This is a genomic window from Paenibacillus sp. FSL K6-1330, from assembly GCF_037976825.1.
Lineage (GTDB): Bacteria > Bacillota > Bacilli > Paenibacillales > Paenibacillaceae > Paenibacillus_AQ.
The window spans coordinates 4773326-4794799 of the sequence record NZ_CP150269.1; the positions used below are offsets into that span (position 1 = coordinate 4773326).

Here is a 21474-nt window from a genome sequence, read left to right on the forward strand (position 1 = left end):
ACTTCTTTATAGTTTTGGTATCCAGTGACTGTCGTTACTTATGAATTCCTGCAGATTATTAAGGCGGCTGCTCATTTTACCAACCGTCTTATAATAGGCTTTATCGTTGTTATACAGCTCTATGAACTCACGCGCGGCATTCTTGGCGCGGTCTTTGTTGCCGGCTACCTGCGCATTATAAGCCTTATTATATAGGGCAACCAGTTCTACAACGTTTTGGGAACGCTGCTTCTGAAGCATTGCGGCTTGGGCCTCTTGGGCAGCCTTGGCTTTCGCCTGACGCTCTGCCTCCGCCTTGGCAGCCGCTGCTTCCTGGGCCGCCTTTTTCTTCTTCTCTTCCATTTGGGCTAAGTACGCCTCATACTTGACTTGATTATCATATTTCTCTTGCAATGCTTGCTTCTTTTTCTTCTCTTCTAGCGATGCCAGGTAAGCTTCATATTTCGCCTGCTTCTCATACTTTGCCTGAAGCTCGGTTTTCTCCTGTTCCTTCAGCGCCTGCTCAGCTTCTTTAGCCTTCTTGGCCTCTTCTGCCTTCAAGCGCTCCTCTTCCGCTTTCTTAGATTCTGCTTCTTTCTGAGCCGCCTCTTCCTGCTGCTTCCGCGTCTCTTCCTCTTGCTTGCGGGCAGCTGCTTCTTTCTCCTGCGCTTGCTGCTCGGCTAATCGCTGGGCATCCAACTGACGGCTCTCTGCCTTCTCCGCCAAAATCTGGTTCACCGTAATCGCAGAACCTGCCAATATGACGATAGCCGCAGCGGCCGAGAGCATGAATTTGCGGGATAACAATAGTGCTTTAATGCCTTTGTTGGATGATTCTTCAGCCGGACGAAGCTGCTCCTCGAGCCCCTGTATAGCGGCGGCAAGCTCCACTTCAAGCGGACTATCCTTTTTTACAAAATGATACGCGGAGCGGAATATTTCCAACGCACCGGAAAGATTGCCCGCATCCTCCAGATCACGTGCCTGATGAAACAAACGTCCAACCACACTGTCGTTGACCTCTCGGGTGCCTGGCTCAATTCCAAGCGATGCCATAATCTCAGCCGGCACCTCTTGGGAAGTTTCAGAACGGGGTTCATCCGAATGGTCGTCATGGGCAGTTGCAGCGGCTGCAGCGGCTGATACTTCCTCCACCACTTCTTCCTCACTTAATGAGGATAATGCAATCAGCCACTCACCAAAGGTAGGACAGCTGCTCAAATCCTGACTGTCCCAGGTTCTGCCGAACAGATCCGAAATCCGTGTACCCCAACGCTGACCCAGCGACTTTTTCAGTAAAAAATAACGCTCGCACGGAGTCTGCATTTCATGCTGGTCAAAATAACTTTCGCCCCATGCCCGATTAACGATAGCCGGATCGCTCCATCCCAGCATTTCCGCAATGATAACAGCGCCCGCGAAACGGTCGGCATACGCACTCCATAACCCGCTATGTACCGTTCGATGAGCCGCATATCCAGGAGAGCCAGCAAGCAAAACATCAGGTCGATCCATTTTGGGGCTGTACATCTGCTCCACATCGACAAGCTCAACGGCGGCAGCGCCTTCCGGCAGCTTCACTTCCGAAAAAAACGGAAGCATGACATTGGGCGCAGACAGGTCACAGTGTGCTAATCCGCGCTGCTCCATGCTTGAACCGATGGCTGCCAATGCCTTGGCAAGCATCAGACTTTCAGAACGTCCCAGATTACGCTGATCGCTTATTACGTCAAACCAAGTACATCCATGAATCCATGGCATGATGACCGCGTAGAGCAAATCCGGATATTCCGCTATCAAATCTCCGTTTCTTTCGGGAGTGAGCACCTCTCGACTACTTACCTGCAAACCCGGTATCTCGCGATAATTCCCCATATGCTCGGATTGGTACACCATAGCCGGAATTCTGAACTTAGGAAAAAACACCTTTAGTGCTTTGGCTTCATGCAGCTCCCCATCCACAGGAAGCAGCTGATAGACGATTCCCTGCCGCCCAGCTTGGGCGTAGGCTACGCCTGGCGCTGCGGGATGCTGCCCTACTGTATAAGCCGTTCCATTTACAACAATCCCATCGCCCGGGTTTGGCTGAAATGTCATGAACGTCATCCTCTCTTAACTCCGTTACCTAACTATATAACTCTCTACTCTATTAACCAGATTGTTATATTCTAAACATCCAAAATTGCAAGAAAACCGGGTTGTCTTCCACCCGGTTTATTCTGCCTATTAAACTATTATAAAGCAAAAGTCTCCGAATGGGTATTAACGAGATTCGTCAGCCATACGGAATTTCTGAGCGATCGCTTTCAGCTCATTGCTGATGCTGTCAAGCGTTTGTACGAAGGAGTTCATCAAGCGGCTTGCTTCCTGGAATTCTTGGAAAAAGCGCTGCTTCGTCATACCGTCCCATTGACCTTCCATACCGTTGATCGATTGAGTCAGGCTGTTAACGATTTGCTGACTTTGATCACCGCTCTGTTTAAATTGGTTCGCTACTTGCTCGACTTGCTCTGGCGTAATTAAAATACGTCCTGCCATTTATGTAACCTCCTAGAAATTCGTTTTCTGGTGACACTTGACATCTTAGCCCAAGAGTCTCAGTTTATCAAAATGTCCTCAGACCTAATTTCCAGTTACCCTATACGTCCCAATTTGAAACATTTACCATCCTGATTATCCCAAAGGGAATAGGAATTTAGTTGGCAATACCAAATGAAGACGGATCGGTAAAGGTCCAGCTTTGCCCGGCTAATGCGGCTTGTTTAGCCGAATCCCCGTTGTCTCCACTGGCCATACCTACGGCAGCGGCTACCGAACTCGGGTTCGATATTACCGTCGAGGAATTGCCATATTCCGGTAATATGGATGAACGTCCCTCCATGCCGGAAGCCGCAAACAGAGCTGTCGGTGATACTGTACTTATGATTGCATGCTCCAAAATCGTATGGTACTGATGATCCGTTTCTTGAAATTGATCGGCTTTGCTTTGAAGATGCTTGCCCAGCTGAGCTAGAAGAGCTCCCAGATGCTCTCCAAGACTCCGGGCAGACTGCCACTCATCAATAACCGCCGCTTTGAGAGACGTCTCCCAAACGAGTGATTCCATAGCTTGGTTGAGCGTTCTCGTAATCGCTAAATATTCATCGCCACTATGCTGCAGCTGACGGCTTAACGTCCGGAGAGACTCCGGCTCGACAGAAATACGCATTGGTCCTCACCTTTCATACAGGCTCTGTTACTGTTTCAGCCACATGAGTAGCATATGACGAAACTGCTCTTTAGTCGCTGGCGCTGCGGTTAACCAGTCCTGGTCTCCCTCCAGGCTCATACGCAGCAGCCAATTCATGGACTCGTTCACTATAAATGCTGCATTTTGACTTTCCCAGCTGATTCCGTTCCATATCGACAGCTGGAGTTCCCCCGAAGACACCTTGTTTTTCATACATTTCGCTAGAGCGATTGAACCCTCCGCATCATCCGTCAACCTGGCCAAGCGATCGCCGATATCGTCACACTTCTGTTCGGAAACGGAGGTGTAAATATCTCCGAACTCCTTCCGGCTAAGGAGTAGTGCCGGTATATCCCCCCAGTTTTGGTCGCTTAGGGCCAGATCCTGCACGAGTTGATCGCAGGTTTGTTCGATAGTACCAAGTTCGCTAAGCAGGTAACATCGGTTGTCTTCGCTGCTTCTGCATACTTGTATTACCCGTTCGTCCGTAACATGCAGATATCCTTCAAACGCCGAATCCTGATTTTCATATTTCAACCAGCACGCACGTTCCGCAAGTCCGGCAATAGCCACTCTTGAGAAGACTTCGGGTGGAATCGACAATTCCCCGCCTTCCTCTTGAATCAAATATTGCTTGCTTAGGAGCGATTGTTTGGTTTTCTCCCACTCAACCGCGATTTCTTCCGTTAAGTATCCTACAAAAGGATCTTCAACACCAAGTAATCGGTCCGATCCGATAATTCCAGCCAAGAAGAAAAATTCCTTGTCGTTCAGCGTGATCGTTTCTTGTTTGGAAGCATGAATTGTCAACATTATGAGCCACCTCCCCTCAAACTACAACATGCCATCGGTCGCGAATTTCTGTGACCCATCTTTGGGCGTTCCATTCGTCATCGAACGGAACTGCGCCTTTTATTCTGGAAAATTTACGTTTTACATAGTACCCCTGTCCTGGCGGAAGTATTTTTAGTCCTCCAGGACTATTGGTGGATTCGGAAAAAGGAATTCTGAAGAACGATAAATCGTTGGAATCCAATGTTCCGAATAAAAATCCGTTTTGTGCAGCCTTGATATCGGTAAACCAATCGACGCCATACGTCGGGAAATCGGCCGGTACACCGGCAATGACAACATGTACCTTGCGGTCTCTTCCCTGTCTGACGATGGCAGACAGCTGGTCTTTCAAGGTGAAATCGGAAAGCTGCTTGCTGAGCACGTCAGCGTCATCAATCATAAGCAGGATAGTCGGATCTTCACTGTCTTTGGACCGGGTCTGAACCCGTTCATAAAGGCCTGAAATGAGCGGAGCCAAATCTTCCTCATTCTCCGCATGCCCACGGACATGCGGAAGATGGTTCATCCGACTCAGACCACTGCTTCCATAGCGCGTATCTACCGTATATAATTCCAGCTCATCCGGCGATGTATGATATGCAAGTGATAACATCCAGCTAAGGAGGAATGATGTTTTACCACCTTCCATCGGACTCGCCACAATAAAATGTGGTCCATCCTCCAGATTGATAGCAAAAGGGGTCAAGTCATCCGTAGCCACCCCGACAGGAACCCGAAACTTCACCATTCCTGCTGATTCATAAGGCTTTTGTACCTTCAGCAGTTGATGGAGCGGAATCTTGTCCGGCAGTGACTCAATCCGTGGTGCTTCTTCCCCGTGCCACGTTGCCCGGTGAGTGCGAATCGTATCGCGGAGCGCTGCGGAACGGTCCCCCTCTTCCTGACCGGAAGCCGGCAAAGCCGTCTGAAATTCAAGCGGCGGCACCTGCCCTTTAACCAATCCTCTTCCTGGAGGAAGCTGGCTGGGAACTCTTGTTGGACGCCCCACTGCATAATAGTAATCAGCAGGATCGGCGAGTTCGTACGATACTGCTTGCGAGATATTGCTTCGGACCTTCTCGAACATATCCGAAATCCGGTTCGCCGTAATGACAAACGTAATCCCCAGACTGCCGCCTTCTCGCAGCAAGTATTCAAGCATATCATTCTCATCCGGATAGGAGTTGCGGAAATTCAAGTAACCGTCAATAACCACGACCAGCTGCGGGACGGGGCCTGTGTTGCCCCGGCGGTAGGACGCAACAGTCTTCACACCTGCTTCAGCAATCATATCTTTGCGAGTCGCCGCCGTTTTCGTCAGAAAACGGAACAGGCGCTTGATACGATCCTCTTCCTCCGCCATCATGACTCCTCCGATATGAGGGAGCCCTGCAAAATCCCGCAGCATCCGGCCCATATCCACGATATACCCATGCCAAAAGTCCGGGGTATACCGATTGGCTAACGACATCAGCATCGTTTGAATAAAGGTGGTCTTACCAAGTCCGGGCATGCCATATACGGCCCAGTGGCCTTGCTCAAGATTGAGCATCAGCGGCTTCTGGCACTGGTTTGGCAGATCATCAACCATCCCAACATAGGACACAAGTGCCGAATCACTGAACAGATCCTGCTTCTGCAGCTCGGTCCCAGACGGTATGCTCTCCAGATCCAGACTCTCCGGAAGCGGTGGAAGCCAAGGTCCCTGGAGCCGTTCGATCCCTTGCTCCTTGGCCACCTCAGCCACATGGTCGATAAACACCTGGAGCTGTTTGGGCACCTCCAGATGCGCCCCCAGGGAGGGATTAGAAGCAAGCAGAGGCTCCGACTTCCCGTTGATTCGCACCTCGCGAATAACCACTGCGCCTGGTGTATCCTTTTCTTCAATATAAGGAGCGCCGCTCCAGGCAAACTGCATTTCTTCAAACACTTCGTCGCTGCCCACCTGAAAATAGCCTCGTCCGGGCTTGTTAATCCAGGCTGCATTCGGAATCTTCAGCATATCACGGCTGTCGCCCTCGCTTTGTACCCGAAGACAGATCCGAAAGCGCGAGTTACTCCAAATCTTATCGTCCACGACACCTGCCGGTTTCTGGGTCGCAAGGATCAGATGGACACCAAGTGTTCGTCCAATAGCGGCAATGCTGATCAATTCATCCATGAACTCCGGTTGATCTTTCTTCAGCTGTGCAAATTCATCAATGATGATAACGAGATGCGGGAGCGGCTCGCCATGGCGATTGCGCAGCAGCTTGTAGTACTCGTCGATATGCTGCAGATTTCCCGCATCGTTCAATATTTTCTGGCGGCGGACCAGCTCGGCTTTCAGCGACACCTTCGCACGTTCAATCAGATTGTTATCCAGGTTCGTTATGGTGCCTACTACGTGCGGCAAGTTAACAAACGTATTGGACATGCCGCCGCCCTTATAATCAATAAGCATAAATGCTAGATCATGCGGGTGAAACTCGGAGGCCAGGGAGGCCACAATAGATTGAATAACCTCACTTTTCCCGGAACCGGTCGTTCCCGCAATCAGACCGTGCGGTCCATGACCTTGACGCTCTATTTTATCATGAAGATTCAAATTAATCTTCTTTCCGCCCGCCCGGACACCCATCGGAACGGGTAATGAATCCGGATATCGGTTCTGCTGCCAGCGTCTGTGCATATCCAAATCGTTGATTTTCTGTATATCCATCATCTCGAAAAGTGCCAAAACGCTAGGGATATCGGACGCAGAAGATCGCTTCAGCCGGATCGGCGCCATGTATCGAGCCAAGGCTTCAATCTGCTCCCTACTAATATGATGGGATTGGAAGGTTTGTTTGGAGACCGTGCCGTCCGCTTTCTTAATCGTGTACGCTGCCTGCTCCCGGTCAACCTCAACAATAAGCTGGCAGTGCATCGGCAAGCTTTCCTTGCGGTCGGACAAGATGATGGTAACCGCATCGGTCGCTTCGGCATCTTCCATCAGCAGAGGCAGCAGCGGTTCTTCCTCGATTAATTGGGTAGCAGATAAGATCACCACGTATGCCGGCGTCTCAATCGATTTCTTCCCATGTTCAGAGCGATTATTTTTACGCCGGTACAAGTGAGTAAATATTTCATCGGCAAGTTGATGGGCATTGCTCCGTCGATCCGCAAGATAGCGGCTGGAACGATCATCATCCCACGTATGAGGGAGCCAGCGCAGCCATTGCCACTCGCTCGCTTCTTTCTCTTCGTAGAAAGCGGCAATCTTCACTTCATCGGGTGAGTGCCGCACAGCCGTTTGGGCCATCATCACGCGCAGCATATTTAATACGCGGTCTCTTCCGCCTACGATCCCTATTACCTTGGATTCGAATAACGGCAGCGCAATCGATGCATCGTCGACGGACTGAAATTCGGAAGACAGCAATTCGGCTGCTTCTATCAGAGGGTCCTTGTCATACCCATCCGCACGGGGTGGCTTTACGTTAATGTAGAACGGAACCTCTCCCTTGCCCACGCAAATCTCCAGAAAATCCTTATCTTCCGGGGAACGTTCCCACAAGCTGCTGCTCCGGTTCTTCACAACGTTGTAACACACGTCCGGATCGCCATGGATATCAAACAGAATGTGTACCTGATCCTCCTGCCGCTCCTTAAGCTCTTCCCGGTGCAGGTCAAGCTGTGCACGGTACTTCTGATTTCGTTCGGCCAGCTTCTTCTGATAAGTCTTCTTGTTGCTTAAATACATGAAGAACGGCAGCGTGTAGGAAGTCAGCATCATAAAGATGGTGAGTATCATGTAGCTGCTCCCCATTTTGCCGTTTGCGCTCATATAGAAATAGAAACCAACCATCGCAGCCGTCATAATAATCGGAATAATGATGGCAATCATCGAAAACGACGGTTTGCTTGGCTCGGACGGCGGTCTCAGAATCTCCATGTCTTCATTGGGTAAAGCCGGTCTAATACGCGGCGAACGTTGGTACAACACGTTCATATGTCACTTCCTCCTAATCCAGAGCGTCTGAAATGTACAATTATGTATTTTGCTGTTTCAATTAAAACCAAAGGGTTACTTACCCAATCTCAGCTTTCTTGAAACAACAATCTTCTGCCATAGACAGGAGCTTCCTCGGTGGTTGTTGAGAATGCCCGCTGTAAACGGATATAGGAGCCTTCTCTAAGTCCTGCTTCAACTAGGTTAGAATGGCCCCCTACCGTAAACCACAAGCCTTCCGGGAACTTTGCTTCCAATATATATTGAATCCCTTCACCCGAGGGTTCACGAAAAAGACGTAGCCCCAGCAGCTCATTCAACCGTTCAATTGAGCACTCATCGGGTACGTCGATATCAAACCAATCATCTTCATTTCGCCCGCTGATCACGGTGAGTATCATCTGGTTAACCTGCCTTTCCAAAAATGGTAATCCTTATGTTTATTCCATATGCAAAGTCCAATCACCTATTTCAATAGTTGCAAAAAATAGTTACATTATTGTAATAATATCATCCGAGGGTCAGTTCTGTCAATTTGTGTCATATTTCCTATTTCCTATTTTTCACGCGGCATTGTTAGTCCCGAGGGACTATTTATGTATTGATTATAGGTTAAATCCGGGTTTGTAGTCGGGAAAATATCGTCGTTCACAAAAATGTCACGCTCAGAAAAATGATGCTGATTAATTCTATGAATTTAAGGTTATTTTAAGATTGGCAATTTATAATGCAAATATCATGAAAAATCTTTCGTGAGGTGATTGATATGAAAACACTAATCATGTTCCAAAATAAGCCGGTTCCCGTATACTTTACAACGGATAGCAAGCAGCCGGTACAGAAGGTGCTAAAACTGCTAACCAGCGCGCTTGACCATAAAATTCAAACCGGTAAAAACGCGCTGCAAAAATGCCTCAATTCCCTGATCAGCATTGAAATCGAGGGATCCGAGGCAATTCTTCACAGCAAAAGCGAAAACGACTCTCTTGCGCTATCTCTCTTTTAAAGAGGGGTAGCCCTTTTTTTGTTTAACTTCATTATAACCCGTAATGGCGATCCTCGGCTATCTGCGCTCTCTGAATTCGGATTTGAAACAATTTTACGAGATTTCTCCGCGTTGTGATCTCCTGGCATCTGTCCAATTTTTTTAATATAAACCGATCGATGGACATACTGTTCATCCCTCCATTCTTCTTTTGGAAAAACGACCCAATGTTCTGATAACTTCTATTAACCGTGCCTTTTTAAGATTAAACGAGACTTTCTTTCGTTTAACAAAGCTTCTTATGATTCGACGATATTCTGACGACAGCCCATTTTATAATCAGTACCTTGCATTAATCAGTACTAAGTGATATCTTATTCATAGACCACTACTGAATATTAATTACTACCTCATGTTTACAGCATGAACATGGACTTATGAAAGGAGGTATCATCTGCCGTATGAATGTCAGTATTCAATTCAAAAAAGGCGTGCTTGAACTCTGCGTGCTTGTGTTAATCCATCGCAAGGACCAGTATGGCTACGAGTTGGCTCAAGCGGTATCGAGGCATATTGAGGTAGCCGAAGGGGCGTTGTACCCTCTCCTTCGCCGACTTGTTAATGAAGGCTATTGTACGACGTACCTCCAGGAATCGACCGAGGGTCCGCCCCGTAAATATTATAAGCTGACGCCTAGCGGAGTGATTTATATGAGAGCCTTGGTAAAGGAATGGCAAGCTTTTGTGGGCAATGTGACCAATCTGATAGAGGAAGGAAATTTGTATGACTAAAAAACAATTTATTTCAATTTTGGAATCGCGTCTTGCCGCGCTTCCTCCCGACGAACGGCGGGAATTCATTCATGATGTGGCGTCCCATTTTGTCATTGGCATGCAGAATGGACGAACCGAAGAGGAAATCGCCCGTGAATTGGGAGATCCTTTTGAAATGGCCAAGGAAGCGTTAGGCGACCGGTATGTGGATATGGATATGCCTGTTCCGGCAGCGATCCGAAGACCGTCTTCTTTTGGAAAATATGCGTTAGGAGTCGGTTTGTTCTTCTGTGCATTGGTGGCAGTCCCCTTCCTTGCAGCATTATGGTCCGGAGGGGTCGCCATTGCTCTGGGAGCCCTGGCAACCTTGCTGAGCCCAGTGCTCGTTCTGATTGACTATATCGTAAACGGAACGTTATATCCGGCCAAATTATTCTTATCCATCTCTTTGATCGGAATCGGCATCTTCCTCGGATATGCCACACGCTCAGCCATGGTTGGATTGTTATCGTTAACCTTGAGGTACTCCAGATGGAATACGCGTTTGTTGAAGGGACGTGACGCACAGTGAACAGAAAATGGTTGTTCAGTTTAGCAATCGCACTTATATTGGTAGGAATCATTGGCATGGCCTTGAACAAGTTTAAATTCGGTGAAGAGCTTGTCAGCTATCAGAATCGATGGGATCTGCAGGATGCCGTAAATTTGAAAAAATTAACTATTGCTAGCAATATTAATATCAGCTTCGCGTTTGAGGACAGCGGCGATTCGAACGGATATATCGCGTTTGACGGCAAATTAAAACCGGAGCATGTCGATATTCTTAAAAGATTTAATCCATCAGGCCCTGAGGTGAAATTGGATCTGACTACACCTTCCACTTTTCAGTTGATGAGTGTGGACTTTCGTTCACCGAAAGGAAAACTGACCATTTTGCTTCCATCAAGCACAAAACTCGACGAACTCGATTTATCGACGCTCTCAGACAATATCCAGGTAAGCGGAGCTTCCTCCAAGATGATTGACATCTCCGTGAAGTCAGGCGACATTAACATGAGCGGAATACAAGCCGAGCAGTTAAGCGTTGAGAACATTTCAGGAAATATTCGCGGTTCTGACATCCGGGCATCCACCCAGATGGTCAATCATTCGGGAAATGTCGTGCTGAAAAATATGGAAGGTCCCGTCGACGTTGAGGTCACTTCCGGAAACGTAAACGTGGGATTGCTTGGCGTTTCATCGGTTAATATCCTGTGCAGATCCGGCAATGTGAAAGTGCAGCCTGACCCGTCCTTCCGGGGATTCTATGACCTTAAGACACTATCGGGAGACGTTTCAGCGCCGGAGTCACTGAAAGAAACAACCGATACCATCCAAGTGGAAACCTATTCCGGAAATATCGATATCGTACATTAAGAGGTTGTTCAAAAAGTCCGCTTTTGATCACGAAGCGAATAAGGAAGCAGCTCGACATCGAATCTTGAATTCAGCCGGGCCTTCCGGTGCTCACGTACCCAAAACGTACGCTCCGCTCCTGACGTCCCTAGCTTCATCCAACCTTCTCGGTGCTGAAAATCGACCTTTTTGAACACGCACTTTAAGACGTTGTTGACAAACGATCGAAATGAAATATACTATATTTTATAAAGTAAACTACACAACAAGGAGAGTTTTCATACATGTCTAATGTACTATTCATCAAAGCAAACAACAGAGCCATCGAACAATCGGTAAGCGTAAAAATGTACCATGCGTTTTTGGAATCCTTCAAAGCAAGTCATCCGGAAGACCAAATCACGGAGCTTGACCTTTTTGCAGAGAATCTTCCTTATTATGACGGCACAGCCATTAACGGTATGTTCAAAGCTGCTCAAGGATTGGAATCTACCCCCGAAGAGCAGGCAGCTGCTGCGAATGTAAGCAAATATCTTGACCAGTTTCTTGCTGCTGACAAAATCGTGCTCGCTTTCCCATTGTGGAACATGACCGTACCTGCCGTTCTTCATACCTATATCGACTACCTGAACCAAGCAGGCAAAACGTTCAAATATACGCCGCAAGGCGTTGTAGGTCTGGTGACAGGCAAAAAAGTCGTCATCCTGAATGCTCGTGGAGGTAACTATTCGGAGGGACCTATGGCCGCGGCTGAGATGGCAGTTAACTTCGTAATGGGTAATCTTCGTCAATGGGGCGTGCAAGATATCGAAACCCTCATCATCGAAGGCCACAACCAATTCCCTGATGAAGCGGAAATGATCGTTCAGAACGGTCTCGAGCTCGTTAAAAAGGCTGCTGCCGGTTTCTAATCGAACTTTTACCTATGAATACAACGGATAGTTAATACAAAAAGCCACCTTCCACTGCTCAGGCAGTAAAAGGTGGCTTTTGTGTAATCCCGTTTAAACCTTTTCCCATTGGGTCCATAACTCGCGCGGGTTACGTGTATAGATTTCATGATCACGGCTCATATATTGATGAATGATAAATTCCCGCCGAATGGTCGCATAATCCGCATGATAACGCTTGATAAACGCATTGATATCCTTTTCCGGATATTCTTTCCCTGCTTCAAGCTGCTCTACCAGATACTCCAATATGACGAGTTTCTTTTTGTACTGGGCCGGAATGGAACGCAGCGTTCCGTCTTTCGTTATAAAATTCCGGAGAACGGATGCCTTATAGGCTTCACTTGCAATTGGTTCCATCATGGTGTTCTTCCTCCCTTCTAAATAAATTTTACAATCATCTAATTTAATATTAATCTAATTAGATGATAATCAAATTTGAAATGTTTGTCAATCCCGTCAAATCTGGATTTATCCTTTTATTTGCTGTAGGATTATTATGCAGATCGATTGCGTAAGGTTATTACATAAGGAGGTTCACCATGCTCGACGTCTTAATTATCGGCGCAGGCCCATGTGGTCTCTCAGCTGCCATTGAATGCCGCAACCGGGGCCTCAGCTGCGAGATCATTGATAAACACAATGTAGTTCATTCCATTTATCTCTATCCAACGCATATGCAGTTTTTCAGTACGGCTGAAATGCTTGAAATCGGAGAAGTTCCGTTCGCGATATCGAATGATAAACCGTTTCGGCACGAGGCACTGGCTTATTATCGCAGAGTTGCCAGACACTTTAATCTGAAGATCTCCCCATACGAAGAAGCTCTCACCATAACCAAGCAGCCTGACGGCAGCTTTCAGGTAAAGACCCAGCGCCGCGGCGGTGTAGAGTCCATACGAGAAGCCAAACACGTAGTCATTGCTACGGGTTATTTTGATCATCCGAATTATATTGGCATTCCTGGAGAAGACTTGGAGAAAGTTACCCATTATTTCCGGGAAGCCCATCCGTATGCTGGAATGAAAACCGCGATCATTGGCGGCAGTAATTCCGCTGTGGATGCTGCCATGGAGCTCATCCGTGTCGGAGCCGAGGTCACGATGGTATATCGGGGTGAGGAAGTTTCACAGAACATCAAACCTTGGGTACGTCCTCTGTTCGATAGTATGGTGCAAAAGGGACATATCCAGCTTCACTTGAACTCGCGTGTCGTACAAATCGCAGAGTCTTCCATTACCGTCCTTTCGAATCAAGGCCAGGAAACAATCATTGAAAATGATTTTGTACTGGCATTGACCGGATTCCGTCCTGATCGGAAATTGCTTGCCTCCTCCGGCGTTGAACTGGATGAAGACATGGAGAAGCCGCTCTATAATCCGGATACGATGGAGACCAATGTTTCGGGACTCTATGTCGCTGGTGTCATTGCATCCGGTCGTAATGCCAATGAGGTGTTTATTGAGTCAGGGAGACTACACGGTCGTTTGATTGCCGAGCACTTGGTCTCGAACGCTTAACAAAAAAGGAGCAATCCCCCATGGACGTAACTTCACTCATCCTGCTGGCAATGGCGGGAATTGGCATTATCAGCAGCAATTCTGCCGTGACGATTGCGATGCTGGCATTGCTTCTCATCCGTGTAACCGGCTTTCAGCAAGCATTCCCATGGCTGGAGAAATACGGACTGACGGTCGGCATTATCATTCTCACCATAGGTGTCATGTCACCGCTGGCCAGCGGCAAAATGAGCCTGCAAACGATCGGCGAATCCTTCCTGAACTGGAAATCTCTTTTGGCCATCGCCGTCGGCATGCTTGTCGCTTATCTGGGCGGTCGTGGTGCCACGCTGATGGGAAGCAATCCCACCGTGGTTGCCGGTCTTCTTGTTGGCACGGTACTTGGGGTCGCCCTATTCCGCGGCGTGCCCGTCGGGCCGCTCATCGCCGCCGGTCTGTTATCCCTGCTCATCGGTAAATCGTGAGAAACAGGAACAGATGCAACCTTTTTTATAAATAACATAAATAGAACAATAACCTCCCTGCCGGTTCGTGAACGCTTGGGGAGGTTTATTTGTTCTATTAACAAGCCTCGTATCGGACGGATCATTACCATATATAGTCTATTTTATGGTATGATAGCTATCGTGTTTTAGCGATTTTTCCGTAATCCCTTATGAAATATGATGTATCAGGAGGTAACACAATTGTCTTCAACGAATACCGAATCGGCGGCTGCTCCGCCTAGGCAGCTTCCCATGCTGCTCTTCAGGCAGCTGAGGCCGAAGCAATGGACCAAAAATCTGCTCATATTTGCAGCCCCCCTCTTCTCGTTTGAAGTGGTAAATCCAGGCGTGCTCTTCGACACCCTGATCGGTTTTTTCCTGTTGTCCTTCGTTTCCGGCTGCGTCTATATTGTGAACGATTATGCCGATCGCGAAGCGGATCGCAACCATCCGGTAAAGAAATACCGTCCCATGGCCTCGGGTGCGCTGCCGCCCAAGCTGGCTATTGCATTCGGCGTGCTGCTGCTAATCGCTTCGCTGGCCGTATCTTATTTCCTAAATCCGCTGTTTACCGTGTTATTGGTGCTCTATTTTGCCATGAACGTAGCCTACTCCTTCCGGCTGAAGCATGTTGTCATCATTGACATCATGATTATCGCGGCCGGGTTCGTGCTGCGAGCCATCGCGGGCGGACTGGTCATCCACGTCCCGTTCACGCCATGGTTCCTTCTCTGTACGATGCTGCTATCGCTCTTCCTGGCGATCGGCAAGAGACGACATGAGCTCCATCTGCTGCAGCATGACAAAGGCTCTCACCGCAAGGTGCTCGATCAATATTCGTTCGATCTGCTGGACCAGATGAGCAGCATTGTCACCACAGCAACCATCATCAGTTATTCACTGTTTACCTTTACGTCAGGCAGAACCGTTCACCTCATGTGGACCATACCGCTTGTCATATATGGGATGTTCCGCTATCTTTATCTGATTCATATCGAGAAAAAAGGCGGGGCTCCGGACCGGGTGCTCCTGGAGGACACACACATCCTGGTCACCGTGATCCTCTATGTCATCAGCGTTATCGGAATTTTAGTATACTTTGAATAATACAGAATTAGTAATTGAGGGAAATGATATGAAACAGAAATTCGCAATCTTTGACATCGACAAAACGGTCATCCATACAGACTCCATGTTTCAGTTTTTAAAATATGGTATTCGAAAAAAACCGTCTACAGCACCCTTCATTCTGAAAGTCGTGCTGCATTCCGTGCTGTACAAGCTCCGTCTTCTGGAGGCTGAGAAGGCAAAGAGCGCTTATTTTCATGCGATGCGCCATATGGATGATGCCGACCTGAAACATTTTTACGAAACGGAATTAAAACCTGCCATCTTTCCGGCTGCGCTGAAGGAAATGCAGCGAAAAAAAAGCGAGGGTTATCATGTGCTGCTTGTAACGGCGTCCCCCGACGCTTACATGAGATACTTTGCAGAGCTTCCTTGCGTCGATACCGTGATCGCTACGAAACTTTCCGTACGGGAAGGACGCTTTACCTCGATGATTGAAGGAAACAATTGTAAGGGGGAGGAAAAAGTGAACCGGATTCAGCAGTACTTGAACGAGCGGCAACTGAGCATTGATTATGCAGCTTCCTGCGCTTACTCCGATTCCTTGTCCGACCTCCCTATGTTCGGGCTCGTCAAATACAAATATTTGATCAATCAGAAATCTGCTCAGGGATGCGAGGGATTAACATGGAACAGATAAAAGTGCAGAGCGCCCCGCCCCACCTGGGCAAGCTGTTCATGGTTCTATCGGCTTTTTTGACGGCTACCGGCCAGCTGTTCTGGAAATGGGGCCACGCCAACTTGATATACATGGGAATCGGTTTTATCTGCTACGGCCTCGGGGCCATTCTCATGATCAAATCGTTTTCATTGGAGAAGCTCTCCGTTGCCTATCCTCTGATGTGTATCAGCTATATTGTGGCTCTGTTTTATGGTGATTTTTTTCTGGATGAACCATTAACCCTGCAAAAACTGGCAGCCGTAGCCCTGCTTGGAATCGGGGTGACATTAACTTCCTATGAAAAATGACGGGTTCCTATACTTGCTTCTGCTCCTGATGACCTTACTCGGCTCACTGGGCAGCGTATTCTTCAAAGGATATACCGCAAACAAACAAATCAAGCTGCTGCTGATCGGTTTTCTTAGTTACGGATTGGGAGCCTTGTTAAACATATACCTTCTAGGAGAGCTTCCTTATACGCTGGTTATGCCGGCGAATGCACTTACGTTTCTCTGGGCGTTACTGTTTGCCAAACTGGTATTCAAGGAAACCATCGGGATCCGAAAAATCGCTGGCGTCGCTTTTATTATTTCCGGATTGCTCCTGCTGATCTGGTAAGCGAATGCCGCTTGGCCTATTTTCAGTACATATAATAGCAAGATGGGGGGAACGAAAAACATGACTTTCTTCAGTTATTTATTTCGACATAAAAAAGATAATTACACGGCGATTGGCCTAAGCGTCTGTCTGGCCCTATGGTATGTGTTCATGAACCTTCCGTTCGTAGCCTACATCAAGGATCATGCAGCCGAGTTGATGCCTCATAGCCCATTCTATGGTGCGCCCTTTACGCTGAATCTGTTCAACTTCGATCCTTCAATGGAATATGGACCGGAAAACATCTCAATTATCCATCCGTTCATTAATTTCCTGACCAGTCCGTTAACAACGATGATCGGGAGCTCCAACCTCCCTTATCTTCTGATTCAATCGGTCCTGAACGCTTTTAGCGCAGCGCTGGTCTACTACATCGTCCGAAGAAGCGGAGCCAGCTGGTTGTTGTCTCTTGTCACGGCGGCTTTCTTCGGAATCAGCTCTTATTCGCTGTTCACGGCATTCATACCGGATTCCTACGCTTATGCGCAGTTTATGATCATCCTATCAGCCGTTTATTTGCACTATGGCCGGCTTACGAATCGATTTGCCGTCATGCCGAATGCCTCCCTGGCCCTGATTAATTTCGGCATCACGTCTACGAATGTAGCTACGTTCGCAGGAGCACTGCTGATCAGCCAGTTCGATAGAAAACAAAAGGACACGTTTAAACGGTTTATCATGATCATGCTGGTTTTCCTGGGGATGGCGGTGATCGTAACTCTGCTTCAACACTTGCTGTTCTCAGGTAAATCGTGGATCGCCAACGTGTTTTCAAGCGTGCAGAACGGTGCGCTCAGCTACGTTTCTCCTTTTTCATTTGAGCACCATTCCCGAGTCTTCTACATGCTATTTGTAAGTCCCATCCTGTCGCCTGAGCTTGCCATGATCGATCCGGGAATCGCTGCATTCGTGACGAATTTGGCCAAGCCGTATCCGATTCATGTCCATATCGTCGGTATCGGGATGCTTATCCTTGCGGTTCTATCCTTCATTAAGGGTATCCGTTCCCGCGATACCTGGGCATTTGGCATCTATATTCTGTTCGCGATTCTGCTGCACATCATCGTTGGGTTTGGTTTGGCTACGTATGCTTACGATCTGTACTTGTACGCAGGACATTATCTGTTTGCCCTGTTTGTGCTTGCAGCACTGTTTATTGCCAAAACAAAGAACCTCCGGATTCAACAAGCTCTGACCGGCATCATGGTACTGTTCCTGCTGATCACCTTGGTGAACAATATCGTATTACACGGGCAGACGCTGGACTATATTCAGACGACTTATGACACGGTGTTCAAGAATATCGAGAAATAAGCCTTTAAACACATCAAAAGACCCGTCCCCTGAAGCATGGCCGAACACCATGCCTTAGAAGGACGGGTCTTTCGTTAATCAATGAAATAAGAGAATATTAATTCTCCAAATGCTGCACGTTGTATAGTCTGGCATAACTTCCATCCAGATTCATCAGCTCGCCATGCGTGCCTTGCTCTGTAATTCTGCCATTCTCCAGCACAACGATTTGATCAGCATGCGTAATGGTAGAAAGGCGATGGGCCACGATCAATGTGGTGCGATTGTTGGACAAGGACTGCAGCGCCTGCTGTATCAGATGCTCGGACTCCAGGTCCAGCGCCGAAGTCGCCTCATCCAGCACCAGAATGTCCGGATCCTTGAGGAAGACTCTGGCGATGGCAAGTCTCTGCTTCTGCCCGCCCGAGAGCTTGACGCCCCGTTCCCCCACTTCGGTCTCATAGCCTTGCGGCAACTGGGTGATGAAATCATGCGCATTGGCGGCTTTGGCAGCGGCGACGATTCTCTGCTCATCCGCTTCCGGATTGCCAAACAATATATTTTCACGAACGGATCCGCTAAACAGGAAGTTGTCCTGCAGGACCATCCCCACCGATCCGCGCAGGCTGTCCAGCGTCAAATCCCTGACATCGTGACCGTTAATCTTCACTGCTCCCTGCTGTACATCGTAAAATCTCGGTATCAATCCAATCAGGGATGATTTGCCGCCGCCGCTCATGCCGACGAAGGCAACCGTCTGCCCCTGCTTGATGGTCAGGTTAATATCTTGCAGCACCCAGCCTGCGGCATCATTGTACTTGAAGCTTACGCGGTCAAACTCGATCTGTCCTGCTGTCTTGAGCGTTTTTGCACCCGGACGGTCCACGATGTCATATGGCTCGTCCATGAGCTCCTTGACCCTTTCCAGCGAAGCTGAAGCCTGTGTCAGCACCGTTGACGAGTTGATCAAGCGGCGAAGGGGCGCATACAGCCTGTCAAGATAACCAAAGAAGGCAACAAATGTACCTAATGTCAGATCTCCCTGAATCACCCGATATCCTCCATAACCGATAACCAGAATAGGCGCAATATCGGTGAGTGTGTTGATAATGGAGAAGGTGAGCGCATTCCAGCGGGTCTGCGCCATCGCTTTTTTCAGAAAATTGCCGTTGATGCCTTCGAATTTCTTCTGGTCGTACCGCTCCAGAGTAAAGCTGCGGATAACCGAGATCCCTTGAATCCGCTCATGCAGGTACGCTTGAATGCCTGCGAGAGCCTGCGACCGGTCCTTAGTCAAGCGCTTAAGCCGCTTATACAGCAAATTCACCGCTAACCCGTAGAGAGGAAGAATCGAGATGGCAACCAGCGTCAGAACGGGATTCATGAAGAACATGACGATTAATACAAACACCAATGTAAACATATCCAGCCAGATGTTCATCATACCGACTTCTACCAGGTTCTTGGATTGTTCCACATCATTGATAAAGCGCGATATCGCCTCGCCTACCTTGGTATTCTGATAGTAACGAAGGGATAACCGCTGCAGATGGGCATACAGTCGATTACGCATATCGAATAAAATACGACTGGTAATGAACTGGGCAAAATACTGCCGCAAATATTCCACCGGACCACGTACAACGACAAACAGCACCAGGGTCCCGGCGAGAATCCACATCAGATCCTGGATTTTCTGTTCAATGGTCATCTGCTGGTTGATTAGCAGATCATCCACGACATATTTCATGATCATGGGCAGTAACAACGGAATTGCAAATTTGATCATGCCGATAATAAGGGTCAGGATGATCCACTTCATATATGGCTTAACGAACGGATAATAGATTTTCCATGATTTCAAAGGTGATAACAGCCCCTTTCTGAAGTAACATCCACGTGGTTGACAGGCGAAGAGCAGTTGACATTTATGCGCTTCAATGCTTTATTAGTTCTAAACTTATGAATGTATCATGTCTTGCAGGAGGATTTAGTCATGACCAGAATTTTCGTGACGGAGGCCGTCATGCTGGCCATTTACGGTCAGCTGTTAGTACCACCTAAACCCGTCGAGTACATCATTCCGTACACTACCATTTTGGAATTATATGAGCTTCATACCACCGAGGAACATCTCATGAATAGCAGTGCTGATGACCAGCACGTCAAGATAAAGATTGGCGAATTGATTTCCTATTTTGAAGAACCACTGAACAAAAAGAAAATCGAGCGCGCCCTGCAGGTGCCTTGGTCCAAGAGCCCCACCATTCCCGTTAGTGAAACTACCCGGGTCTCGGTCATGAATACCATGGACACCGCACCCTATGGGGAATCCTTCGATCCTGTGGAAACCGAGCTGCTGCTGGCATCCCAAAGAGCCGCGGCTCCCATACTGACCGATCAATACGAATTGATTCAGCGTATCGTCGAAAGCGCTCTTCCCGTTCAGGTCTATGATATCGACGATTTTGATTTTGCATTGGAGGTCCCGCTGTCCGGGCAGCCATAATGATCCTATGTACACGCCTTCGCATGGCAAAAGGAGTCCCTCCCCCGGTTTGAATGGGGCAGGGACTCCTCATGTTGACCGAAAAAAATTCCCCGTGCGGGGAATTTAAGGCGTACAAACTGCCACCACTAAACGAGCCTCAGCTGTTCTTTTTTATCTTGTCCAGCAAGCGGACCGTGATCTCATCCATAACGGGCAATGCTTGAAAATCAAAATATTTAAGAGATACTTCCGTATTAGGGGACAAATGAATGGCACTGTGCAGGCCGGTTGCCGCATACACACCGATCACATAATACACTTCATCTCCACCTATTTGCTTCTTCATATACTCCGGACCCGACACAAGGTCCAAGAGTCGCATATCATCCGCTGTCTGGCCGCTCTCCTCCCACAGCTCTCTGGACGCTGTGTCTTCAAGAGCTTCGCCGGGCTTCAGGTTTCCGAGTGGAAGTCCCCACTCGTCCTTGTTCTGCCGCTTCAGGAGCAGAATCTCTCCGTTATCGTTCAGCACAAGCACCGCCGCTTTCACACGGACCACCGAGCGTTTGCCGATGTATTGGCGAATATCGCGGTGATATACGCTCATCTTGGGAACCTCCTTTCCCTAGATGGCGCTGCAGTCTCACATCAGGTTAATTCACTGCGCCCTCTTCTTCATAAATATACGAAATGTCATCCAAGGATTCCTCATACTTCACGCGTAGCGTATATCCCTCCAAGTACCACAAATCCTGTTCTTCCATAAAAAATGTTACCTCTTCGGAATGCTCCGTCAGTCCCGCTTCTCTTGGTTCTTCTACCGAAATACCGAGCGAAAATCCGGGATGGAGACCGCCGCCTGAGCTATATCGTGGAAAGAAGCGAACGAACGTGCCTGACTGAAGATCAAGTTCCTTCTTGTACCAACGTGCCGCCTGGTCGCTGACTTGAATTTGCATGTGTCGTACACCCTCCTTAGACGTCATATTATGTTGACCCCTATCTTTTTGCAGACCGGAGATCTTAGGGACGGTATCTTATAAATAGTTGCAATATTATCATAACGCATACGCACGTTAGGATACAAATCATTTTGATAATAAAATAGTGACATAAGGTTC

23 protein-coding genes are annotated in these 21474 nt (G+C 48.1%); 13 read left to right on the forward strand and 10 right to left on the reverse strand.

Annotated elements, in window-relative coordinates; translation table 11 throughout:
- Positions 1–6: 6 nt before the first annotated feature.
- The 6 genes from NYE54_RS21535 to NYE54_RS21560 form a co-directional block, all read right to left on the reverse strand.
- Positions 7–2076 carry a hypothetical protein gene (locus tag NYE54_RS21535; RefSeq protein WP_339266121.1) on the reverse strand — a complete coding sequence of 690 codons (2070 nt, stop codon included), beginning with the start codon at positions 2074–2076 and terminating at the stop codon, positions 7–9.
- 165 nt (positions 2077–2241) lie between these two features.
- The gene (locus NYE54_RS21540) at positions 2242–2517 is read right to left on the reverse strand and encodes a WXG100 family type VII secretion target (protein WP_006211202.1); all 276 of its coding nucleotides are present in this window, start codon (positions 2515–2517) and stop codon (positions 2242–2244) included.
- Between the two features lie 157 nt (positions 2518–2674).
- On the reverse strand, positions 2675–3187 hold the full coding sequence (locus NYE54_RS21545) for a hypothetical protein (protein WP_076322113.1): 513 nt from the start codon (positions 3185–3187) through the stop codon (positions 2675–2677).
- Positions 3188–3214: 27 nt separating this feature from the next.
- A complete protein-coding gene (locus NYE54_RS21550; protein ID WP_339266123.1) occupies positions 3215–4021 on the reverse strand; it encodes a hypothetical protein in 807 nt (268 codons plus the stop codon).
- Between the two features lie 16 nt (positions 4022–4037).
- The gene (essC, locus tag NYE54_RS21555; protein ID WP_339266125.1) at positions 4038–8015 is read right to left on the reverse strand and encodes a type VII secretion protein EssC; all 3978 of its coding nucleotides are present in this window, start codon (positions 8013–8015) and stop codon (positions 4038–4040) included.
- 89 nt (positions 8016–8104) lie between these two features.
- The gene (locus tag NYE54_RS21560; protein WP_076322205.1) at positions 8105–8416 is read right to left on the reverse strand and encodes a hypothetical protein; all 312 of its coding nucleotides are present in this window, start codon (positions 8414–8416) and stop codon (positions 8105–8107) included.
- A gap of 365 nt (positions 8417–8781) precedes the next feature.
- Here NYE54_RS21560 and NYE54_RS21565 point away from each other — a divergent pair, with 365 nt between their 5' ends.
- The 5 genes from NYE54_RS21565 (at position 8782) to NYE54_RS21585 (ending at position 12079) form a co-directional block, all read left to right on the forward strand.
- On the forward strand, positions 8782–9021 hold the full coding sequence (locus NYE54_RS21565) for a hypothetical protein (RefSeq protein WP_098746871.1): 240 nt from the start codon (positions 8782–8784) through the stop codon (positions 9019–9021).
- Between the two features lie 440 nt (positions 9022–9461).
- Positions 9462–9791 (forward strand): PadR family transcriptional regulator, encoded by a 330-nt coding sequence (locus NYE54_RS21570; protein ID WP_071220202.1) that lies wholly within the window; start codon positions 9462–9464, stop codon positions 9789–9791.
- Positions 9784–10344: a DUF1700 domain-containing protein gene (locus NYE54_RS21575; protein WP_339266126.1), complete on the forward strand. Its 561-nt coding sequence runs from the start codon at positions 9784–9786 to the stop codon at positions 10342–10344. The genes NYE54_RS21570 and NYE54_RS21575 overlap by 8 nt, the downstream gene beginning before the upstream one ends.
- Positions 10341–11189 (forward strand): DUF4097 family beta strand repeat-containing protein, encoded by an 849-nt coding sequence (locus NYE54_RS21580; protein WP_339266127.1) that lies wholly within the window; start codon positions 10341–10343, stop codon positions 11187–11189. Before NYE54_RS21575 ends, NYE54_RS21580 begins: the two co-directional genes overlap by 4 nt.
- A gap of 263 nt (positions 11190–11452) precedes the next feature.
- Entirely contained in the window at positions 11453–12079 is a 627-nt protein-coding gene (locus NYE54_RS21585; protein WP_098746877.1) for an FMN-dependent NADH-azoreductase, read from the forward strand.
- A 93-nt stretch (positions 12080–12172) separates the two neighbouring features.
- Here the strand turns inward: NYE54_RS21585 and NYE54_RS21590 are convergent, their stop codons facing one another.
- Positions 12173–12481, reverse strand: coding sequence for a DUF2087 domain-containing protein (locus NYE54_RS21590; protein WP_339266129.1), 309 nt, complete (start codon positions 12479–12481; stop codon positions 12173–12175).
- Positions 12482–12660: 179 nt separating this feature from the next.
- On the opposite strand from NYE54_RS21590, the gene NYE54_RS21595 reads away from it, so the two are divergent.
- The 7 genes from NYE54_RS21595 (at position 12661) to NYE54_RS21625 (ending at position 17883) form a co-directional block, all read left to right on the forward strand.
- Positions 12661–13638 carry a YpdA family putative bacillithiol disulfide reductase gene (locus tag NYE54_RS21595; RefSeq protein ID WP_213644222.1) on the forward strand — a complete coding sequence of 326 codons (978 nt, stop codon included), beginning with the start codon at positions 12661–12663 and terminating at the stop codon, positions 13636–13638.
- A gap of 20 nt (positions 13639–13658) precedes the next feature.
- Positions 13659–14102 carry a DUF441 domain-containing protein gene (locus NYE54_RS21600; RefSeq protein WP_076322120.1) on the forward strand — a complete coding sequence of 148 codons (444 nt, stop codon included), beginning with the start codon at positions 13659–13661 and terminating at the stop codon, positions 14100–14102.
- 222 nt (positions 14103–14324) lie between these two features.
- Positions 14325–15230 (forward strand): decaprenyl-phosphate phosphoribosyltransferase, encoded by a 906-nt coding sequence (locus tag NYE54_RS21605; RefSeq protein ID WP_339266131.1) that lies wholly within the window; start codon positions 14325–14327, stop codon positions 15228–15230.
- A gap of 28 nt (positions 15231–15258) precedes the next feature.
- Positions 15259–15891 (forward strand): HAD family hydrolase, encoded by a 633-nt coding sequence (locus NYE54_RS21610; RefSeq protein ID WP_339266133.1) that lies wholly within the window; start codon positions 15259–15261, stop codon positions 15889–15891.
- Positions 15879–16220, forward strand: coding sequence for an EamA family transporter (locus tag NYE54_RS21615; protein WP_339266135.1), 342 nt, complete (start codon positions 15879–15881; stop codon positions 16218–16220). Before NYE54_RS21610 ends, NYE54_RS21615 begins: the two co-directional genes overlap by 13 nt.
- Complete coding sequence (locus NYE54_RS21620; protein ID WP_076322124.1) at positions 16210–16530, forward strand: EamA family transporter; 321 nt, start codon at positions 16210–16212, stop codon at positions 16528–16530. Before NYE54_RS21615 ends, NYE54_RS21620 begins: the two co-directional genes overlap by 11 nt.
- Positions 16531–16590: 60 nt before the next feature.
- Positions 16591–17883: a DUF6080 domain-containing protein gene (locus NYE54_RS21625; protein ID WP_339266137.1), complete on the forward strand. Its 1293-nt coding sequence runs from the start codon at positions 16591–16593 to the stop codon at positions 17881–17883.
- Between the two features lie 97 nt (positions 17884–17980).
- Here NYE54_RS21625 and NYE54_RS21630 read toward each other — a convergent pair whose 3' ends face one another.
- The gene (locus tag NYE54_RS21630; RefSeq protein ID WP_076322126.1) at positions 17981–19726 is read right to left on the reverse strand and encodes an ABC transporter ATP-binding protein; all 1746 of its coding nucleotides are present in this window, start codon (positions 19724–19726) and stop codon (positions 17981–17983) included.
- 132 nt (positions 19727–19858) lie between these two features.
- Between NYE54_RS21630 and NYE54_RS21635 the strand changes: the two genes are divergently transcribed.
- On the forward strand, positions 19859–20371 hold the full coding sequence (locus tag NYE54_RS21635) for an ADP-heptose synthase (RefSeq protein ID WP_098746891.1): 513 nt from the start codon (positions 19859–19861) through the stop codon (positions 20369–20371).
- Positions 20372–20510: 139 nt separating this feature from the next.
- Here NYE54_RS21635 and NYE54_RS21640 read toward each other — a convergent pair whose 3' ends face one another.
- Both NYE54_RS21640 and NYE54_RS21645 read right to left on the reverse strand, forming a co-directional pair.
- Positions 20511–20960, reverse strand: coding sequence for an NUDIX domain-containing protein (locus NYE54_RS21640; RefSeq protein ID WP_076322128.1), 450 nt, complete (start codon positions 20958–20960; stop codon positions 20511–20513).
- A gap of 46 nt (positions 20961–21006) precedes the next feature.
- Complete coding sequence (locus NYE54_RS21645) at positions 21007–21312, reverse strand: HesB/YadR/YfhF family protein (protein WP_076322129.1); 306 nt, start codon at positions 21310–21312, stop codon at positions 21007–21009.
- Between the last annotated feature and the right edge of the window lie 162 nt (positions 21313–21474).

Coding starts and splice junctions, on each gene's coding strand:
- NYE54_RS21535 (WP_339266121.1), bottom strand. CDS start 2,076: ATGACATTTCAGCCAAACCCGGGCGATGGGATTGTTGTAAATGGAACG.
- NYE54_RS21540 (WP_006211202.1), bottom strand. CDS start 2,517: ATGGCAGGACGTATTTTAATTACGCCAGAGCAAGTCGAGCAAGTAGCG.
- NYE54_RS21545 (WP_076322113.1), bottom strand. CDS start 3,187: ATGCGTATTTCTGTCGAGCCGGAGTCTCTCCGGACGTTAAGCCGTCAG.
- NYE54_RS21550 (WP_339266123.1), bottom strand. CDS start 4,021: ATGTTGACAATTCATGCTTCCAAACAAGAAACGATCACGCTGAACGAC.
- essC (WP_339266125.1), bottom strand. CDS start 8,015: ATGAACGTGTTGTACCAACGTTCGCCGCGTATTAGACCGGCTTTACCC.
- NYE54_RS21560 (WP_076322205.1), bottom strand. CDS start 8,416: ATGATACTCACCGTGATCAGCGGGCGAAATGAAGATGATTGGTTTGAT.
- NYE54_RS21565 (WP_098746871.1), top strand. CDS start 8,782: ATGAAAACACTAATCATGTTCCAAAATAAGCCGGTTCCCGTATACTTT.
- NYE54_RS21570 (WP_071220202.1), top strand. CDS start 9,462: ATGAATGTCAGTATTCAATTCAAAAAAGGCGTGCTTGAACTCTGCGTG.
- NYE54_RS21575 (WP_339266126.1), top strand. CDS start 9,784: ATGACTAAAAAACAATTTATTTCAATTTTGGAATCGCGTCTTGCCGCG.
- NYE54_RS21585 (WP_098746877.1), top strand. CDS start 11,453: ATGTCTAATGTACTATTCATCAAAGCAAACAACAGAGCCATCGAACAA.
- NYE54_RS21590 (WP_339266129.1), bottom strand. CDS start 12,481: ATGATGGAACCAATTGCAAGTGAAGCCTATAAGGCATCCGTTCTCCGG.
- NYE54_RS21595 (WP_213644222.1), top strand. CDS start 12,661: ATGCTCGACGTCTTAATTATCGGCGCAGGCCCATGTGGTCTCTCAGCT.
- NYE54_RS21600 (WP_076322120.1), top strand. CDS start 13,659: ATGGACGTAACTTCACTCATCCTGCTGGCAATGGCGGGAATTGGCATT.
- NYE54_RS21610 (WP_339266133.1), top strand. CDS start 15,259: ATGAAACAGAAATTCGCAATCTTTGACATCGACAAAACGGTCATCCAT.
- NYE54_RS21615 (WP_339266135.1), top strand. CDS start 15,879: ATGGAACAGATAAAAGTGCAGAGCGCCCCGCCCCACCTGGGCAAGCTG.
- NYE54_RS21620 (WP_076322124.1), top strand. CDS start 16,210: ATGAAAAATGACGGGTTCCTATACTTGCTTCTGCTCCTGATGACCTTA.
- NYE54_RS21625 (WP_339266137.1), top strand. CDS start 16,591: ATGACTTTCTTCAGTTATTTATTTCGACATAAAAAAGATAATTACACG.
- NYE54_RS21635 (WP_098746891.1), top strand. CDS start 19,859: ATGACCAGAATTTTCGTGACGGAGGCCGTCATGCTGGCCATTTACGGT.
- NYE54_RS21640 (WP_076322128.1), bottom strand. CDS start 20,960: ATGAGCGTATATCACCGCGATATTCGCCAATACATCGGCAAACGCTCG.
- NYE54_RS21645 (WP_076322129.1), bottom strand. CDS start 21,312: ATGCAAATTCAAGTCAGCGACCAGGCGGCACGTTGGTACAAGAAGGAA.